The sequence below is a fragment of the Paenibacillus sp. 1001270B_150601_E10 genome, assembly GCF_015558675.1.
In the GTDB taxonomy this organism is placed as follows: domain Bacteria; phylum Bacillota; class Bacilli; order Paenibacillales; family Paenibacillaceae; genus Paenibacillus_B.
Genome location: NZ_JADMOL010000006.1, coordinates 201,156 through 216,182 on the forward strand (window position 1 = coordinate 201,156; position 15,027 = coordinate 216,182).

A 15,027-nucleotide genomic window follows, 5' to 3' on the forward strand; every position below is an offset into this window, starting at 1 on the left:
ACTCTCCTATTAAGGAGAGTTTTTCGTTTCAATTGTTGCAATCGATATCGATCCATATCAATGTTCTTCTATCGCGTTATTTATATCATAATCTAGAAGCTCAATATCAAGTTCCATCCCTAGCGCCAGCTTAGCTAATTGGCTGCCAAGGAATGGTCCTGCCGTTAATCCGGAGGAACCTAAACCATTGGCGGTTATTAATCCATCCCAGCCTGGAACAACGCCAATGACCGGAAGAAACCCTGGAGTAAAGGGGCGAAAGCCAACTCTAATTTCCTGCAGCGTACTGTCAGCGAGCCCTGGAGCTAATGTCAGCCCTTTATTTAAAATTTCCTGCATGCCTCCTGCTGTTACACGCGTGTCGTAACCTTCTATATCATTTTCGTGCGTTGCCCCAATCACGATTTTCTGTTGATCAAAAGCTAGGATGTATTGATCGGTAGGAGGCATAATCAAAGGCCAATTGCCCGTATCATACTGTTCCTCTACCTGTACATGCATAATTTGTGCTTTTTGGTAGCTTGCCATAAAATGTACGCCTAATGGTTTAAACAGAGTATTAGCCCACGCGCCAGCACATACAGCAACAATCTCTGCTGGAATAAATGTTGAATCGACGGTGACACCCGTCACACGGTTCGACTCATCATGCAATGATGCATCTCCAAAGATAAGTTTCGCACCGTTACGCAGTGCGGAACGAAGCAGCGCATCCCGCAGCGCACGTCCATCGACCCTAGCGGCGCCGCTAATATGAACGGAATGGTAGCCTTCCGCCAACAGCGGGAACCGTTCGCGAGTTTGAGCTGCATCCAGCACGGTTATTTCACCGATTTCAGGTGCTTCCTCTTTACGGGCATGAGCCCGCTCCTCCATTTTATTGATCTTTTCCAGATCATCATGAATACAGAGCGATCCTACTTGAGCATAGCCTGTTTCCGTTTCTCCTTCTTCTTCAAGCTCGTTAATGAGCAATGGATAAAATTGCGCCCCTGCCTTCGCAAGCCGGTACCAAGCTTTATTTCTACGCTGCGACAGCCAAGGACAAATAATGCCGGCAGCAGCATCCGTAGCTTGTCCTCTATCTTGACGGTCCACAATGAGCACATCCGCTCCCATTTTAGTTAAATGATAAGCAGTCGATGCACCAAGGATACCTGCTCCAACGACAATGACTTTTTTCATGATATGTTTCCTTTCTATACAACCTCTTCCCATTATATCTGACCCTGCTTGAAAGGCATAATCATTATAATATCACGAAACTTCGTCACCTTATGGCATTGAGCGTTAGAACAAAGCTGTACCAATGATTCGATTAACATTAACATTCATCTAGATGCCAATGAATAATGTGCCCGGCGTGTGTAAGTCCCCCTCCAAAGCCATACAGCATGAGGGTATCGCCATTAGTTAGCTTCCCTTCATTCAATCCAATCTGCAAGGCCAATGGAATGGAAACCGCTGAGGTATTACCCAGATACTCCGCACTTGTTAATGTCTTCTCTATAGGGAATTCTGATTTCTCACATACGGATTCAATCATTCGGAGATTAGCACTATGGGGAACAAACCAATCGAGCTCATCCATGCTTAAGCTGGCTTGCTGCAATAGCTCATTCATAGCAATAGGAATGGTACGGGTCACCCATTTATAAACCTCCCGGCCATTTTGAACGATCTTTCCGCTTGTGCTCAACGGATTGCCGAACATCGTATGCGATAATTTCGGAAGGTAGACATGCTGCCCCCCTTCTCCATTCGTTCCGATATGTGAGGCAATAAAGCTCGGTCTTTCTTCATCTCTCTCGACAAGAACAGCCGCTGCCCCGTCTCCAAAGAGGATGCAGGTCGTTCGATCCGTATAATCGGTTACTTTCGATAGCGTTTCTGCAGCTACAACCAATATTTTACGATGAAGCCCAGATGTAATGAGTCCATTGGCAAGATGCAATCCATATGTAAATCCAGCACAGGTTGCATTGAGATCTATGGCTCCTGTCTGCTGAATATGAAAATGCTGTTGAATTTGACAAGCTACACTTGGGAATGTGTAGTCGGAGGTGGTCGTTGCAACCAAAATGAAGTCTATGTCTCTAATGTCTTTATGATACTGCTCCGCTAAGTTTTCGATGGCTTTATAGGCTAAAGTAGAGGCATATTCATGGTCGCCAGCCATTCTTCTTTCCTTCATGCCGGTTCTTTGTACAATCCAAGCGTCATTTGTTTCTACCATTTGTTCTAAATCGGCATTGGTTAAGACCTGTTCCGGTACATAGGTGCCAATCGCAGTGATTCTAGCTTTTGATTGCATTCGTTATCAACCTCCTCAACAATATTAACACCAAGTAATATTACCTAATATTAATACCAGGTACTAATTGCAGTCAATGATGAATTCATTACGACAACAAAAGAATAAAAAAGCCGACACTTGAAAAGTGTCAGCTTGGTATTCGGCTTGATGAATGAAAAATTCTGAGTGCTTCCTAGTTGGAGTTATTTTTCAAGCATAGACGGTAACTCATCTAATTCATTACCTAACGCCCTTAACGTAGCCTCTCTCTCCTTCTCTGACTGATGATCATACAGGAGCTGCTCGGTAAATTCCCAGATATCTTCTAATTTTCGACGATACTGATAGAATTGAAGTGCATCTGGATGAATGGAAAAGTCCTTGTGAACAGATTGATAAACCTGAAGAAAATCCATATAGTACGGTTTATTTATTAGAGACATGAAGTCTGCCTCGACGGGAGCGAGTTTTAATCCTTCCCAGTCAATTAGGATTAAATGTTGATCGGTTTGCATGAGATTCCAATGGTGAATATCCATATGGCAAAGGGACATCTTTCGTTTTTCATTTTTTAGTGCGTTGGATAACATAGTTGTTTGTTCAATCATACGATCCAATTGCTCACTCATAGGTCGAATGATGGTCTTTATATCATCTGGAAGTGAATAAGCATGCAGATGGAGAATATCTTGCAGTGATTGTAAGAAAGCAACATCAAAGTCCTCTTGAAGCTTATCGGCATTCACAAGGTCAGATGCAGTGTACTTATGAAGCTGTGCTAGGATTTCCGACAGTTGAATCGCTTGAGCTTGTGTCAGATTCCGCTCTCCAATCGTTTCACCTTCAATAAATTCATATAGAAGATAGATTCCCTCTTCATCCTCGCATTGATAGGCTCCATCCTTTGTTACGATGGGGACTGGAATGTTGTGCCTTAATGCCGTTTGTTCCTTAAGCCATAATAATATCGCTACATAATCGTCAATATGAGCTGTCCATTTTGCTGTAGATGCCCTGCTCTTTTCGTAAACTTTAAGAAAATATCGACTATTATGATCCACCACTTTGTAAGCCAATGCTGCCCATCCGCCTTGAAGCGGTGAAAGCTCTATACAGTGAATCTCATAAAAGGTTCGTAAAATGGTTTGCAGCCTTTGCATTGCACGGTACTCCTTTATACACGTTAATAAATATCTGCTGTTCTCATAAGGACTTTATCACTGCAGGAAGAATTTCATCCTTAATAAGGCTCCATCGATCTTTCGGGTGGAACATGAATGCTGAAGCGCTAGCAATCACGAGGTCTTTATTAGGTATACAGCATATGATATTGCCGCCGTCTCCAATTGCGGAATAGATCAACTCATTATGTTCCTCTCGAAGCCACCACATGTAACCATACTGATTAGCATTCATTGCAGTCGATTCTTGGATCCATGCTTGTGGAATGACTTTCTGCTCGTTCCATCTGCCATTCCGAATATACAATAAACCGAAACGTGCCATATCTCTAGGCGATAACGTCAGTCCAAAGCCACCTGTGGAGTAATTATAGGGATCGTGAACCCAGCCTCTCACCCTGCCTCCGAATAAATCATCGAATTCATAGGAAGTCATCTCTGGATCAGGGATTATATTCATCCCTATGCGTTGACATAATCGTTCATTTGCAAATGCTCGTGCACTTTGGCCTGTTGTTCGCGTAAGGATGGCAGAGAGGAGATGAGAGCCAGCAGTGGAATACTTGAAAGCTCCAATTGGTCCGTTATCCCCCAATACATCAAGTGCATACCTCACCCAATCCTTTTGCATGCACATGATGTCAAGAGGCTCGTTCCAATCCTCGAACGCATAGGGAGCCGTCATCGTAAGCAGGTGGCGAATCGTTATCTCTTGTTTTAATCCATTAGAATCATCCCATTCATATTCAGGGAACAAATGAATCACCTTCTGCTCAACGCCCTTAATATAACCTTCTTCAATTGCAATGCCAATAAGAGCAGATAAGAAACTCTTTGTAACGGATGCCACATGGTGCCGATCATCCTTGGAATACCCATTGAAATACTGTTCATACACAATACTGCCCTTTCTAACAATAACGATACCATTCGTATTGCTGTAATCGGTCTCTATCTTAGCAGTTAAGGCTTCCAGCCGTTTAGCATCCATTCCTGCATCCGAAGGGGCAATTCGTTCCCATTCTGTGATCACATGTTTGCCTTGCACCATATTCATGTCCTCCTCTTGTAAAGTGTAATGAATACTTACAAAGTGAAATTCGTTCAAGTTGAGTCCCATTATACGCTCGAAGCTGTCGATATCTTTCTCACGGGAAAATACACCTCTGTAATCATAACTGCTGGAGTAGAGGTTTGATGAGGATCGGTGACATACACCTCATAAGGGTAATTCATCAGTTCATAGCCTTCCTGTTCGATCCATTCCCGAAGTGTGGCATATACAGAGGTGAGCTCTGCGTAATTCCCTTTTAGGACGGACTTCGCACATAATCCGCCTGCGAAGACTCTCGTTCCCCTGACAGCTTCCTGGATCGGGATTGCAAATTCTGTATCGTTGCCGGCAGGATTGTACTCTGGGCTGTGATAGATGGCCATTGGAGTACCAAGGATGGTTAATTGTTCGGTCGCAATCTTCTCATACAGCATCTGAAAATACATGCCGTATCCGGCTGCATAATCGCTGCTGCTCATCATCTGGCGAGTATATAGGATATTTCTTGATGATGCTTCCACGAGTTCAACCTCAATTTGATCAAGGTATGACATCAGGGAGAAGCCCTCCTCCATGTTTCGAATATCGCTGTTCATCTGATGAAGTGTTGCCTCAAGAGCTGCCAGCTGTTGCTCGATGTGTTTCTTTTTTCGAATAAGCGCGCAATGCAGCTTTTCCTCTGATTGGTCCTCATTCCACTCTAGCAGGCTTTTAATCTCGTCCAGTGAAAAAGAATACTTTTTTAAGCGGTTAATATATAGCAGTTTCTTCAACTGGCCGATGGAATAGTATCGGTAACCGTTATGCGGATTTGTCTCATCAGGTCTAATCAATCCGATCTCGTCATAATAGCGAAGTGTTTTGGTAGAAACGCCGCATATCTTTGAAAATTCACCAATAGATAGCATCAGCTTCCTCCATTCCTCTTATTAGCATTTAAACAAATATGCGTGTTGTCATGAGCATGGCTCCATTTCACTATACGCATTCCCCTTAGGGGAAAGTCAACGCTTTATCATGCACACCTTCATTCAACGGTTCGATTTATGATGTTGAGTAAACAAGAACGCTAAAGGGAACTCGCTAGAGTTCCCTTTTGTTGTGCTTCATATAAACCAGAGCATTAACGCCGCTCTGCTTACTGTTTTTTTGTTTGACGCGCATAAACTCCGTATATCCCATTTTTTCATACAGCTTCACGGCATTTGTATTGGTATCGGCAACTTCCAAGGCATATTCACGATAAGAAGTATGATCAAATATGTATTTCATCATAGCTGCTGCTACCCCTTGTCCCCTATTCTTTATGGAGACGGCAACAAATTCAACCATACCCATTCCGGCTGCAATCTCAAAAGGGTACGCTTTTTTCTCGAATTGTTGCTTTAAGACGAGGTACGCAATAGTTCCACGCAAGAACCCTAAGGAATTGATAAATTCCTTCCTTTCAAGATATACAGAAGATACTTTTCCATCTGTACAAGCCGTAATTCCGGCAATTTCGTTATCAATCAATGCGACATAGAACACTTCAAGATTAAACATATGGCTGAAGGCTTTCGTTAGCTTCGCTTTATCTTTCGAAAAAAAGGTTAGCCATTGATAAAATCCATCGACGAATATTGCACTGATTTCCATCTTCGTGTCATGCTCGAGCTCGCTCGCACGAATTATTTTCATCTTAACTTCTCCTTTAAATCGATTATGCTATCCTTCTATGCATCTATCCGTTCAATCATGCTCATGATCGAAGTGAATATCACTTTCTCCAACATATACGGCTGTTAAGAGGAGAAGTGTCAGTTTCCTACACATGCCAATAAAAAAAGACTGCCTAACTAGGGCAGTCTTTTTACTTGGCTATTTGCGAGCAGAGAGAATAAACTTCTCCAACGCTTCTGTATTGGTCATATTCTGGTTGCAAACATGATTCTCCAGACAAATATATTGTCCAACAGATGAATAATGATCTGGCGAAGTGCTTCCAATCTTCGTCATGACAGAGAAAAAGGCAAGCTCCTGCTGCCGATTGCAAAAGAGACAGTAGCCTTTTTTATTGGTTGGTGTGATTCGTCCTTCAAGACCAACAAATTGTCCTTCAAATGGATAAATCAAAAATAATCTATTAGAAGCAATATCGATCCAGCTCAGATACGTGATATAGCGAAAGTCCAACGTTTTCAGATCAGGTGCTTTCAATTTCTTAGTCTTTGGAAACAGCTTCTGAATCTGCTTCGGCGTGATCGGTGGATATGGTTCGAGATAAGGCTCAAGCGAAGCTGCATATCTTTCGAAGTCATATGCCGTTGCAAGCGTAGAAATCGGTTCCAGCAGCCGCTCTTGATACTCTGTTAGATCATCAAATGCTTCCATAATTGAAATTGCAGCACGATACCTCACGGTATCCAAGACACGCTGATCGGACACGGTTCGCAGTGCATGTAGAACTTGATTCGATTGCTTTTTAATAAAGTTATATTGATGGTTTCTAATAAATGGTGTTGTCATTGCTATTCAGCCCCTTATTATTCATGGATGATCATAAGGTGCAAAGCCCACTATTAGAAACGATAAATGGTAGTTTGGGCGATCAAGATTAATCTGTCGCACCCCACGCAAAGTATCGCCCTAAGATTAGGCTTTGCATGAGGAATTCCTAGCTAATGAGCAAATGGATGTTGCCAACAAAAACACCCCCCTATGCATTTCATGCGAGAAGTATAGCAGGAATTGACATGCGGTGCAATTAGATTCGGCGTCTTCTATGGCTTCCTAAAGACAAATTAAACAGGTGCAAAAATATCCATAGAAAAATTTGAACCCTTCCACAAATAATGAAATATACGATGAATACAAGTTGTTTTTGAACAAAGCGCTAATGATTTGGAGGCAGACATGATGAAAAGAAAACCTAAAATAGCTCTGATCCTATTGCTTTCTATCCTACTGCTCTTGTCAGGATGTGGAACAGCAAATAAGAATCAACCTGGACCTGAAGCCGGAGCGAATAATACGGCTGAAGAAAATAAAGAGAAGGAAGATGCTACATCGAGTGCATCTGTTGCGAATTATACACCGCTTGAGCAGTTGAAAGACAGCTATGATATTGTGATCGTCGGTGCTGGTGGTGCAGGCATGACGGCTGCACTTGAAGCCAAGGCAGCAGGAATGAATCCTGTCATTCTCGAGAAAATGCAGGTTGCAGGCGGCAATACCAGCAAATCCTCATCTGGGATGAACGCATCGGAGACAAAATTCCAAAAGGAGCAAGGCATTTCAGATAGCAACGATTTGTTCTATGAGGAGACTTTAAAGGGTGGTCACGACACCAATGACAAAGAGCTGCTGCGCTATTTCGTTGATCACTCTGCTGATGCCATTGATTGGCTCGATACGAATGGTATTAAGCTGAATAATATTACCATTACTGGTGGTATGAGCGAGAAACGTACACATCGACCTGAAGATGGTTCGGCTGTTGGTAAATATCTCGTGTCGGGACTCCTTAAGAAAGTTCAGGAGCAAGCCATTCCGATCTTCGTCAATGCCAATGTACAAGGAATAACCCATCAGGATGGAAAAGCAACAGGCGTTAAGGTCCTGTTCACTGAGAAAAATGAAGAAAAATCAATTGCTGCAAAGTCTGTCGTAATCACTGCAGGTGGATTCGGGGCAAACATGGAGATGATCACCAAAGTACGTCCCGATCTGGAGGGTTATGTCACAACGAACCAGGAAGGAAGCACTGGTGACGGTATTAAGATGATCGAGCAAATGGGCGGTACTACGGTAGATATGGATCAAATTCAGGTTCATCCGACGGTACAGCAGGAAAACTCTTACCTTGTTGGAGAAGCGGTACGTGGAGAAGGAGCTATTCTTGTCTCAAACGAAGGAAAGCGATTCGTTAATGAGATGGCTGCTCGCGATGCGGTAACCGCAGCGATTAACAAACTGCCAGAGAAAAGTGCGACGCTCATCTTCGATTCGGGTGTTCGAGCACGTGCCAAGGCAGTGGAGCACTATGTGAAAATGGGCTTTGTCAAGCAAGCGGATAACATCAAGGACCTAGCGGAGCAAGTCAACGTACCAGCTGATCAATTGCAAAAGACACTCGATGGTTGGAATGCAGCAGTTAAAAATAAAAAGGATCCTGAATTCGGCCGCAAAACAGGAATGGAGCATGATTTGTCAGCAGCCCCATTCTATGCTATTAAGATCGGTCCAGGGATCCATTATACAATGGGCGGCGTTAAGATTAACACCAATACAGAAGTGCTCGACCAAAATGGCAAGCCGATCCAAGGTCTCTTTGCAGCAGGTGAGGTCACTGGCGGACTGCATGGCGAGAATCGTATCGGTGGCAACTCTGTTGCAGAGATCATCATTTTTGGTCGTCAAGCAGGTATTAAATCTGCAGAATACGCCAAGTCGGCCAAATAAACGAAAAAAAACTTATAACCTTTTCCCAGTTAGAAAATATAAAAGCGTCCCCTAAAGTTAGGGGACGCTTTATGAACATGATAAACGATTATTTCTCCATCACGGCAAAGTAGTTGTTTTCATCGTCGGCAAAGTTGAACACTCGGCCGTTAGGCATCGAGACCATTTCACCTACGGTAATGCCTTTATCCTGATAATCCTGATACAGCTTGTCAAGATCATGGGTGAGAAACATGATGGATGGCGTACCTAAGTTAAGCTCAGGCTCCATCTGAGCAATAAGCTGCTTGTTGTGGAGTACGAATGATGTTTGCGCTTCTTCATTCGGAGCAATTTCAATCCATTTGAAGCCTTGGCCATTGTCTTCTTCTGATACGACAACAAAGCCTAATTTTTCCGTCCAGAATCGTAATGCTTGGTCTTGATCATTGACATACAGCATAACTTGGCCAATTTGATTGATCATGGTTACACTCCCTATCATTCAGTTAACAGCTCTGGATTGACATATTTCACTGTTTCTTTTGGAAGAAAGAACTTGCATGTCTGTCCATCCAGAAAATGTATTCCAATTGTACGATTTCTCACAATTGTTTGCAAATATATTTTCATTGAAACGAAGCGTACATCATTCTTATGCGTTCGATCTAACCAGCCAATTGGGAGGAATAGATTCCAGCGCATCAGGCTTATGATAGCGTTTCCCGATTTCTTTAAATCGGTTGATTACATTTTCATCTAACAGCCCCTTCTGATTGGGTGCCCCATTTAACAAAAAGGTAACCTGATGACGGTTCGCATCATGGATTTTATCCAATACCCAATCAACACTCTTCGGCTCCATATCTGGATCCGTCACTCTCCAGAACCATGTATTCGTTAAAATATTGCAGCTCGCTCCTGGTCCAGCAAACGAATCCTCTATTTCTTGGCCTGCTGCATTTTCGTAAAAAACAATATCCGTGTGCTCCAAATTCGACTCACAGCTAATATTCATAAGCAGGCATTGTGGCTGAAGCTGCTTTACCAGCGCATCTATTTCTTCAAAAGGAAGATCTTCATAGTTTGGGCCTCCCCAGTGCGCGTTCCAACCGTCAATAATGAGAAACGGGATATCGCCATATTGAGTAAGCAGCTCCTTGAGCTGATTTTTAACAAATAGCTTGTCATCTACAGTGCATTTTTTTCGGCCTATTTTGTGATGTAGATCCAACATAGAGAAGTATAATCCAGCTTCTAGCCCTTCAGCTCGAAACGCCTGAAGATATTCCTTAACGACATCCCGTGTTGAAGTTGCATTCTTAATACAATGATCCGTGAATTGGCTCGGCCACAAGCTAAAGCCTTCATGATGTTTAGCAGTCAGAGCAGCGAATTGCATTCCTGCATGCTTGGCAGCTCGAGCCCACTGGGAACAATCGAGTTGCTCAGGATTCCAGTCTTTTGGATCGAACATATATTGTCTTGGCTCGTCATGATTCTCGTGTGCGTACTCCCAATCCTGAATGTCCGTATCAGCAAATTGAAATGTTGCGCTGTTAAAATGAATAAACATCCCTAATCTTTGATTAACAAACCAGAGTTGACGATTGATCAATGCTTGTTGATTCATGATAGTCCCTCCTTCTATTGTTCAGGCAAGGTCGTTACAGAACGTACAATATCTACTATGTTAATGCATATTAATGCCTTATACAGCTGACAATAGCGACCTTATATAGTACAATCTCTACATGATGTGTTGAAGGAGATCTTATGCTTGTTCTAGAATTTATGGTACCGCCTTTTCCTTTGCTCAGCGCAATTGGTCACACGCAATGGCAATCAGGAATTGTGCATTATGAACGTCGATTCACTGTCTACGATATGATTATTTGCACGCAAGGTACCTTGCACATGGAGGAAGATGGTGTAAGGTACGACCTTAAGGAAGGAATGGTTCTGGTTCTTGAGCAAGGGAAGCTCCATCGCGGCTATCGACCATCCGAGTCGGAAACGGAAGTATATTGGATCCATTTTCAATACCCATCGTCTTCTCAACCCAAGCTAGTGGATAAAAGCAGCTGGCAGCAGCCATTGCTAGAACATACGGATCAAGATATTGATCCTCATCCAGGCATGATTGATATTCCCAAATTTGCTCCTGTAGATCTGCGTGCAGTCGTTCCGCTGCTATCAGAAATGCTGAAGCTGTACAGTATGCTAACCCCCGCTCGATCCTATGAGCTTCAGGTGAGATTTGGTCAGCTACTGCTTGAGCTGCAACACACGATGAGGCAGAAGAGCCCACAAGCAAGATCATATTTACTTGGGGAGGAGGTAGCTTCATATCTGGAGGAGCATCTAGAGGTTCCCTTCGATTCGAAGCAAATGGAGAAAGAGATGAATTATCATTTTGATTATTTGGCTCGATGTTTGAAGCAATATACCGGCATGAGTCCTTTGCAATACAGGCATCATATGCAGGTTAATCGCGCGAAGCAGCTGCTCACTCATACCGATTGGCCTTTGATCAAAATTGGAGAACATTGTGGTTTCCAGGATAATAATTATTTTTCTCGCTTATTCAAGCGTCAAACCTCGTTTACACCAGGAGAATATCGGAGGCAGTATCAAGTGTTTCGTGTGAAATGAGATTGTTTTTTATGAACTTATCAGGTCTAAAACAAAATAACCGTTTATATCACGGTTATTTTCGCTTATTCCGTTCATATAAAACAACGAGATCTAGGCTTCATTCTTACACCGTTGTTCATTTCTTAACGATTGCAATGGTCATCCCATCCCCAATCGGAATAAGGAGGGATTCGAGTTGAGGATGATGAGCCATCGTTTCATTGAATTTCCTCATTGTATCTGTATGACGTTTAGGTTGAGCCTCAGAATCCGCAACACTGCCTCCTGCAAGGACATTATCTGCAACGATAAGCGCACCCGGTTCTGCCAATACAAGGCAAGCGTTTAAGTAGTTCTCGTAATTTTCTTTGTCTGCATCAATAAAGAAGAACTCAAATCTTTGTTGCTCCTCGGCAAGCTTCTCAAGACTTTGCAGGGCAGCTCCCGTCATGTAAGTCACTTGATCGCTGAAGCCTGCTATGGATAGATTGCGATAGGCAAGTTGGGCATATCTGTCCTCCAACTCCAAAGAAGTCAATTGACCTTCCTTTCCGAATCCTCTTGCAAGACAAATCCCGCTATAGCCGCCAAGTGCTCCGATCTCCAGCACTTTTTTAGCTCCTGAAATGGATACCAGCATCGTTAACAGCTTTCCAGAGGAACGAGACACGGATATGGAGGGCATCTCATGGGCACGAATCGATGCAAGAACCTCTTCTAGAAGCTTATCTTCGAGATGAAATGTAGAATCCATGTAGTGATTAATGAGCTTCATCTGATTCATTTCCTTTCTTGATTTCTGCTAATTCTATACGTTCTGAGTCGGCCGTCTCGCTTTGTGGAAACGCACCGCTGCGAGCCTCTACTTGTTCGCTTTCGTTAATCTCGAATAACTGGACAAACTCGTTGATCACCATATCAATGGCTTTTAATTCACCGACTAAGATGGAATGAATGGATTGAAACTCAGGCTGCTCAAGCTGTTGTTTAATTGTAGTACGCTTCAAATTCATCATCTCTAGAAAAGCAATCGCTCTGCCTCTGCGGAACGTCTTAGGTCCATGGTGCTCAGAGCGTCCTCTTCCTCCATGCCGTTCACCGCGATGATGTCCTTCTCTCTTCATATCTTTGAATTTGTCGCTTCTCATTAGCAATTCCCCCTCTTGTATACAAATGTATACATCGTTCCTGTTGTTGATTGTATACGTTTGTATACATATGGTCAAGCGTTTTATTTTATCTTGATTAATGAAGTCTGATCTCAAGGCACCGACACCATTGGAAAATAAAAAAGGTATGGAATTTAATCCAATACCTTTAATGTGTTTATCATGTCTATTTTGGTTTTTGCTAGCTGAACATTGTCTTTAGGCTGTGCTTCTGGATCTTCTTCATAGAATTCAGCAAAGTTTTGGCCTTCATACCTTGGGATGATGTGCATATGAAAGTGCGTCAGGTCATCGAATGCCCCTCCATTTTGACATATCGTTATTCCATCTGGCTTGTACAGCTTTTTTATTGCTTTTGTAATCAGCTTGGACGCTTTCATTAACGAATCTGTAGTTTCATTGCAAAGATCATCCACGTATCTTGCATGATTTTTAGGCAAAATCAGAACATGTCCTTCATTATAGGGGTTATGGTCTAAGAAGCAGCATACATGATTGTCTTCCCATACGACATGCACGCTTAATTTTTGATTTGCTAAGCTACAACCTAAACACTCCATCTCATCGCCTCCTATTGATGTAACGACTCTTCACAAGTAAAAATATTCGCCAAGCCTATGAGCGTATCTACCAGCTTGGCGTTATCTTTAAGACCATTATTAAGCTTTTATCTGGTCATTGAAAATACAGCAGCTGACGTCAAATATATTGCTGTTTGTCAGACTGTATTTCGCTATCTCACACCCGCTTCTTATACGCTCTCATCGCATACATATATGCCACTAACATGATTCCAATACACCATGCAAGAGCAGCCCATATATCATTGCCCACCGATTGGCCTGACAGCAGCGCACGGATCGCCTCCACGATCGAGGTTACTGGCTGGTTTTCTGCAAAGGCGCGAACGACAGTCGGCATCGACTCGGTCGGCACAAACGCCGAGCTGATAAACGGCAGGAAGATAATTGGGTAGGAAAAGGCGCTTGCGCCATCCACTGTTTTGGCGGAGAGTCCGGCGATCGCCGCTACCCAAGTCAATGCCAGCGTAAACAGCATGAGTATACCTGCTACCGCAAGCCATGGCAGAATTCCCGCCGATGAACGAAAGCCCATAACAAGCGCTGCGAGAATGATGACGACGACCGATATGGCGTTGGATACCAGCGAGGTCAGCACATGCCCCCACAGCACAGAAGAGCGTGAAATCGGCATGGTGTGAAACCGCTCCAATATGCCCCGCTGCACATCGGTAAACAGGCGGTAAGCCGTATAAGAAACACCGCTAGCAATCGCAATAAGAAGTATGCCAGGCAATAGATAATTCACATAGTTATCCGTTCCAGTTTGAATGGCACCGCCCAACACATAGACGAACAGCAGCATCATCGCGATCGGCATGATGGTAACCGTGACTATGGTGTCCATACTGCGGGTAATATGGCGCATGGAGCGCCCGAGCATTACACTCATATCGCTAAAAAAGTGTTTCTTTACCGCCTCCATCTAAATGGCCTCCTTCTTGCCGACGATTGCGAGGAATATTTCCTCTAACGACGGTTGTTTTTCAACATACTCCATCTTCGCTTGCGGGAACAGCTTTTTCAACTCTTTAAGCGTGCCGTTAGCGATAATCCTGCCTTCGTGTAGAATGGCAATTCGGTCGGCAAGCTGCTCAGCCTCCTCCAAATACTGCGTGGTAAGAAATATCGTCGTACCACCAGCGGCAAGTTCCTGGACAATCTTCCAAACCTCAATACGCGACTCGGGATCAAGCCCAGTAGTCGGCTCGTCGAGGAAAATAATATGCGGATTCCCCACAAGGCTCAAGGCGATGTCGAGCCTGCGGCGCATACCACCCGAATACGTAGACGCCTTCCGGTCGGCGGCTTCCGTCAGGCCGAAGCGTTTAAGCATGTTATCGGCAACCTGACGCGGGTTTTCGAGGTATCGCAGTTTGGCAATCATGATCAGATTTTCTCGTCCTGTCAATATTTCGTCCACGGCGGCAAATTGTCCGGTAAGACTGATTGCCTGTCGCACATGGTCGGGCTTGGTTGAAACGTCGAATCCATTTACGGTAACGGTTCCGTGGTCTGGTCTTAGCAGTGTAGTGAGGATTCTGACAATCGTTGTCTTGCCTGCTCCGTTGGAGCCGAGCAGGGCAAATATACTACCCTTTTCCACCTCGAAATCAACTCCCTTTAGGACTTCATGCTGCTTGTAAGACTTTTGAAGACCTATGACTTTAATGGAGTTATTTTGCAT

General features: G+C 43.6%; 16 protein-coding genes. 2 read left to right on the forward strand and 14 right to left on the reverse strand.

Annotated elements, in window-relative coordinates; genetic code table 11:
* Positions 1–57: 57 nt before the first annotated feature.
* From I2H74_RS15570 to I2H74_RS15600, 7 genes are all read right to left on the reverse strand, one after another.
* Positions 58–1,185: an NAD(P)/FAD-dependent oxidoreductase gene (locus tag I2H74_RS15570; protein ID WP_195575142.1), complete on the reverse strand. Its 1,128-nt coding sequence runs from the start codon at positions 1,183–1,185 to the stop codon at positions 58–60.
* Between the two features lie 139 nt (positions 1,186–1,324).
* Positions 1,325–2,314, reverse strand: a complete 990-nt coding sequence (locus tag I2H74_RS15575; RefSeq protein WP_195575143.1) for a ketoacyl-ACP synthase III — start codon at positions 2,312–2,314, stop codon at positions 1,325–1,327.
* A gap of 185 nt (positions 2,315–2,499) precedes the next feature.
* The gene (locus tag I2H74_RS15580; protein WP_195575144.1) at positions 2,500–3,456 is read right to left on the reverse strand and encodes an aminoglycoside phosphotransferase family protein; all 957 of its coding nucleotides are present in this window, start codon (positions 3,454–3,456) and stop codon (positions 2,500–2,502) included.
* 43 nt (positions 3,457–3,499) lie between these two features.
* Positions 3,500–4,528: a serine hydrolase domain-containing protein gene (locus I2H74_RS15585; RefSeq protein ID WP_195575145.1), complete on the reverse strand. Its 1,029-nt coding sequence runs from the start codon at positions 4,526–4,528 to the stop codon at positions 3,500–3,502.
* A 68-nt stretch (positions 4,529–4,596) separates the two neighbouring features.
* Complete coding sequence (locus I2H74_RS15590) at positions 4,597–5,439, reverse strand: MerR family transcriptional regulator (protein WP_195575146.1); 843 nt, start codon at positions 5,437–5,439, stop codon at positions 4,597–4,599.
* Positions 5,440–5,614: 175 nt separating this feature from the next.
* Positions 5,615–6,211, reverse strand: a complete 597-nt coding sequence (locus I2H74_RS15595) for a GNAT family N-acetyltransferase (RefSeq protein WP_195575147.1) — start codon at positions 6,209–6,211, stop codon at positions 5,615–5,617.
* A 180-nt stretch (positions 6,212–6,391) separates the two neighbouring features.
* Positions 6,392–7,039, reverse strand: coding sequence for a FusB/FusC family EF-G-binding protein (locus I2H74_RS15600; RefSeq protein WP_195575148.1), 648 nt, complete (start codon positions 7,037–7,039; stop codon positions 6,392–6,394).
* Between the two features lie 390 nt (positions 7,040–7,429).
* On the opposite strand from I2H74_RS15600, the gene I2H74_RS15605 reads away from it, so the two are divergent.
* Positions 7,430–8,974, forward strand: a complete 1,545-nt coding sequence (locus I2H74_RS15605; protein ID WP_195575270.1) for a flavocytochrome c — start codon at positions 7,430–7,432, stop codon at positions 8,972–8,974.
* Positions 8,975–9,062: 88 nt separating this feature from the next.
* Here the strand turns inward: I2H74_RS15605 and I2H74_RS15610 are convergent, their stop codons facing one another.
* Complete coding sequence (locus tag I2H74_RS15610) at positions 9,063–9,440, reverse strand: VOC family protein (protein WP_195575149.1); 378 nt, start codon at positions 9,438–9,440, stop codon at positions 9,063–9,065.
* A 168-nt stretch (positions 9,441–9,608) separates the two neighbouring features.
* Complete coding sequence (locus I2H74_RS15615; RefSeq protein WP_195575150.1) at positions 9,609–10,586, reverse strand: alpha-L-fucosidase; 978 nt, start codon at positions 10,584–10,586, stop codon at positions 9,609–9,611.
* 143 nt (positions 10,587–10,729) lie between these two features.
* Here I2H74_RS15615 and I2H74_RS15620 point away from each other — a divergent pair, with 143 nt between their 5' ends.
* Positions 10,730–11,608 (forward strand): helix-turn-helix domain-containing protein, encoded by an 879-nt coding sequence (locus tag I2H74_RS15620; protein ID WP_195575151.1) that lies wholly within the window; start codon positions 10,730–10,732, stop codon positions 11,606–11,608.
* Between the two features lie 118 nt (positions 11,609–11,726).
* Here I2H74_RS15620 and I2H74_RS15625 read toward each other — a convergent pair whose 3' ends face one another.
* From I2H74_RS15625 to I2H74_RS15645, 5 genes are all read right to left on the reverse strand, one after another.
* On the reverse strand, positions 11,727–12,365 hold the full coding sequence (locus tag I2H74_RS15625; protein WP_195575152.1) for an O-methyltransferase: 639 nt from the start codon (positions 12,363–12,365) through the stop codon (positions 11,727–11,729).
* Entirely contained in the window at positions 12,352–12,738 is a 387-nt protein-coding gene (locus I2H74_RS15630; RefSeq protein WP_195575153.1) for a hypothetical protein, read from the reverse strand. Before I2H74_RS15630 ends, I2H74_RS15625 begins: the two co-directional genes overlap by 14 nt.
* Positions 12,739–12,893: 155 nt before the next feature.
* Positions 12,894–13,319 (reverse strand): HIT family protein, encoded by a 426-nt coding sequence (locus tag I2H74_RS15635; RefSeq protein ID WP_195575154.1) that lies wholly within the window; start codon positions 13,317–13,319, stop codon positions 12,894–12,896.
* A 178-nt stretch (positions 13,320–13,497) separates the two neighbouring features.
* A complete protein-coding gene (locus I2H74_RS15640; protein ID WP_195575155.1) occupies positions 13,498–14,265 on the reverse strand; it encodes an ABC transporter permease in 768 nt (255 codons plus the stop codon).
* Positions 14,266–15,027, reverse strand: a complete 762-nt coding sequence (locus I2H74_RS15645; protein ID WP_195575156.1) for an ABC transporter ATP-binding protein — start codon at positions 15,025–15,027, stop codon at positions 14,266–14,268.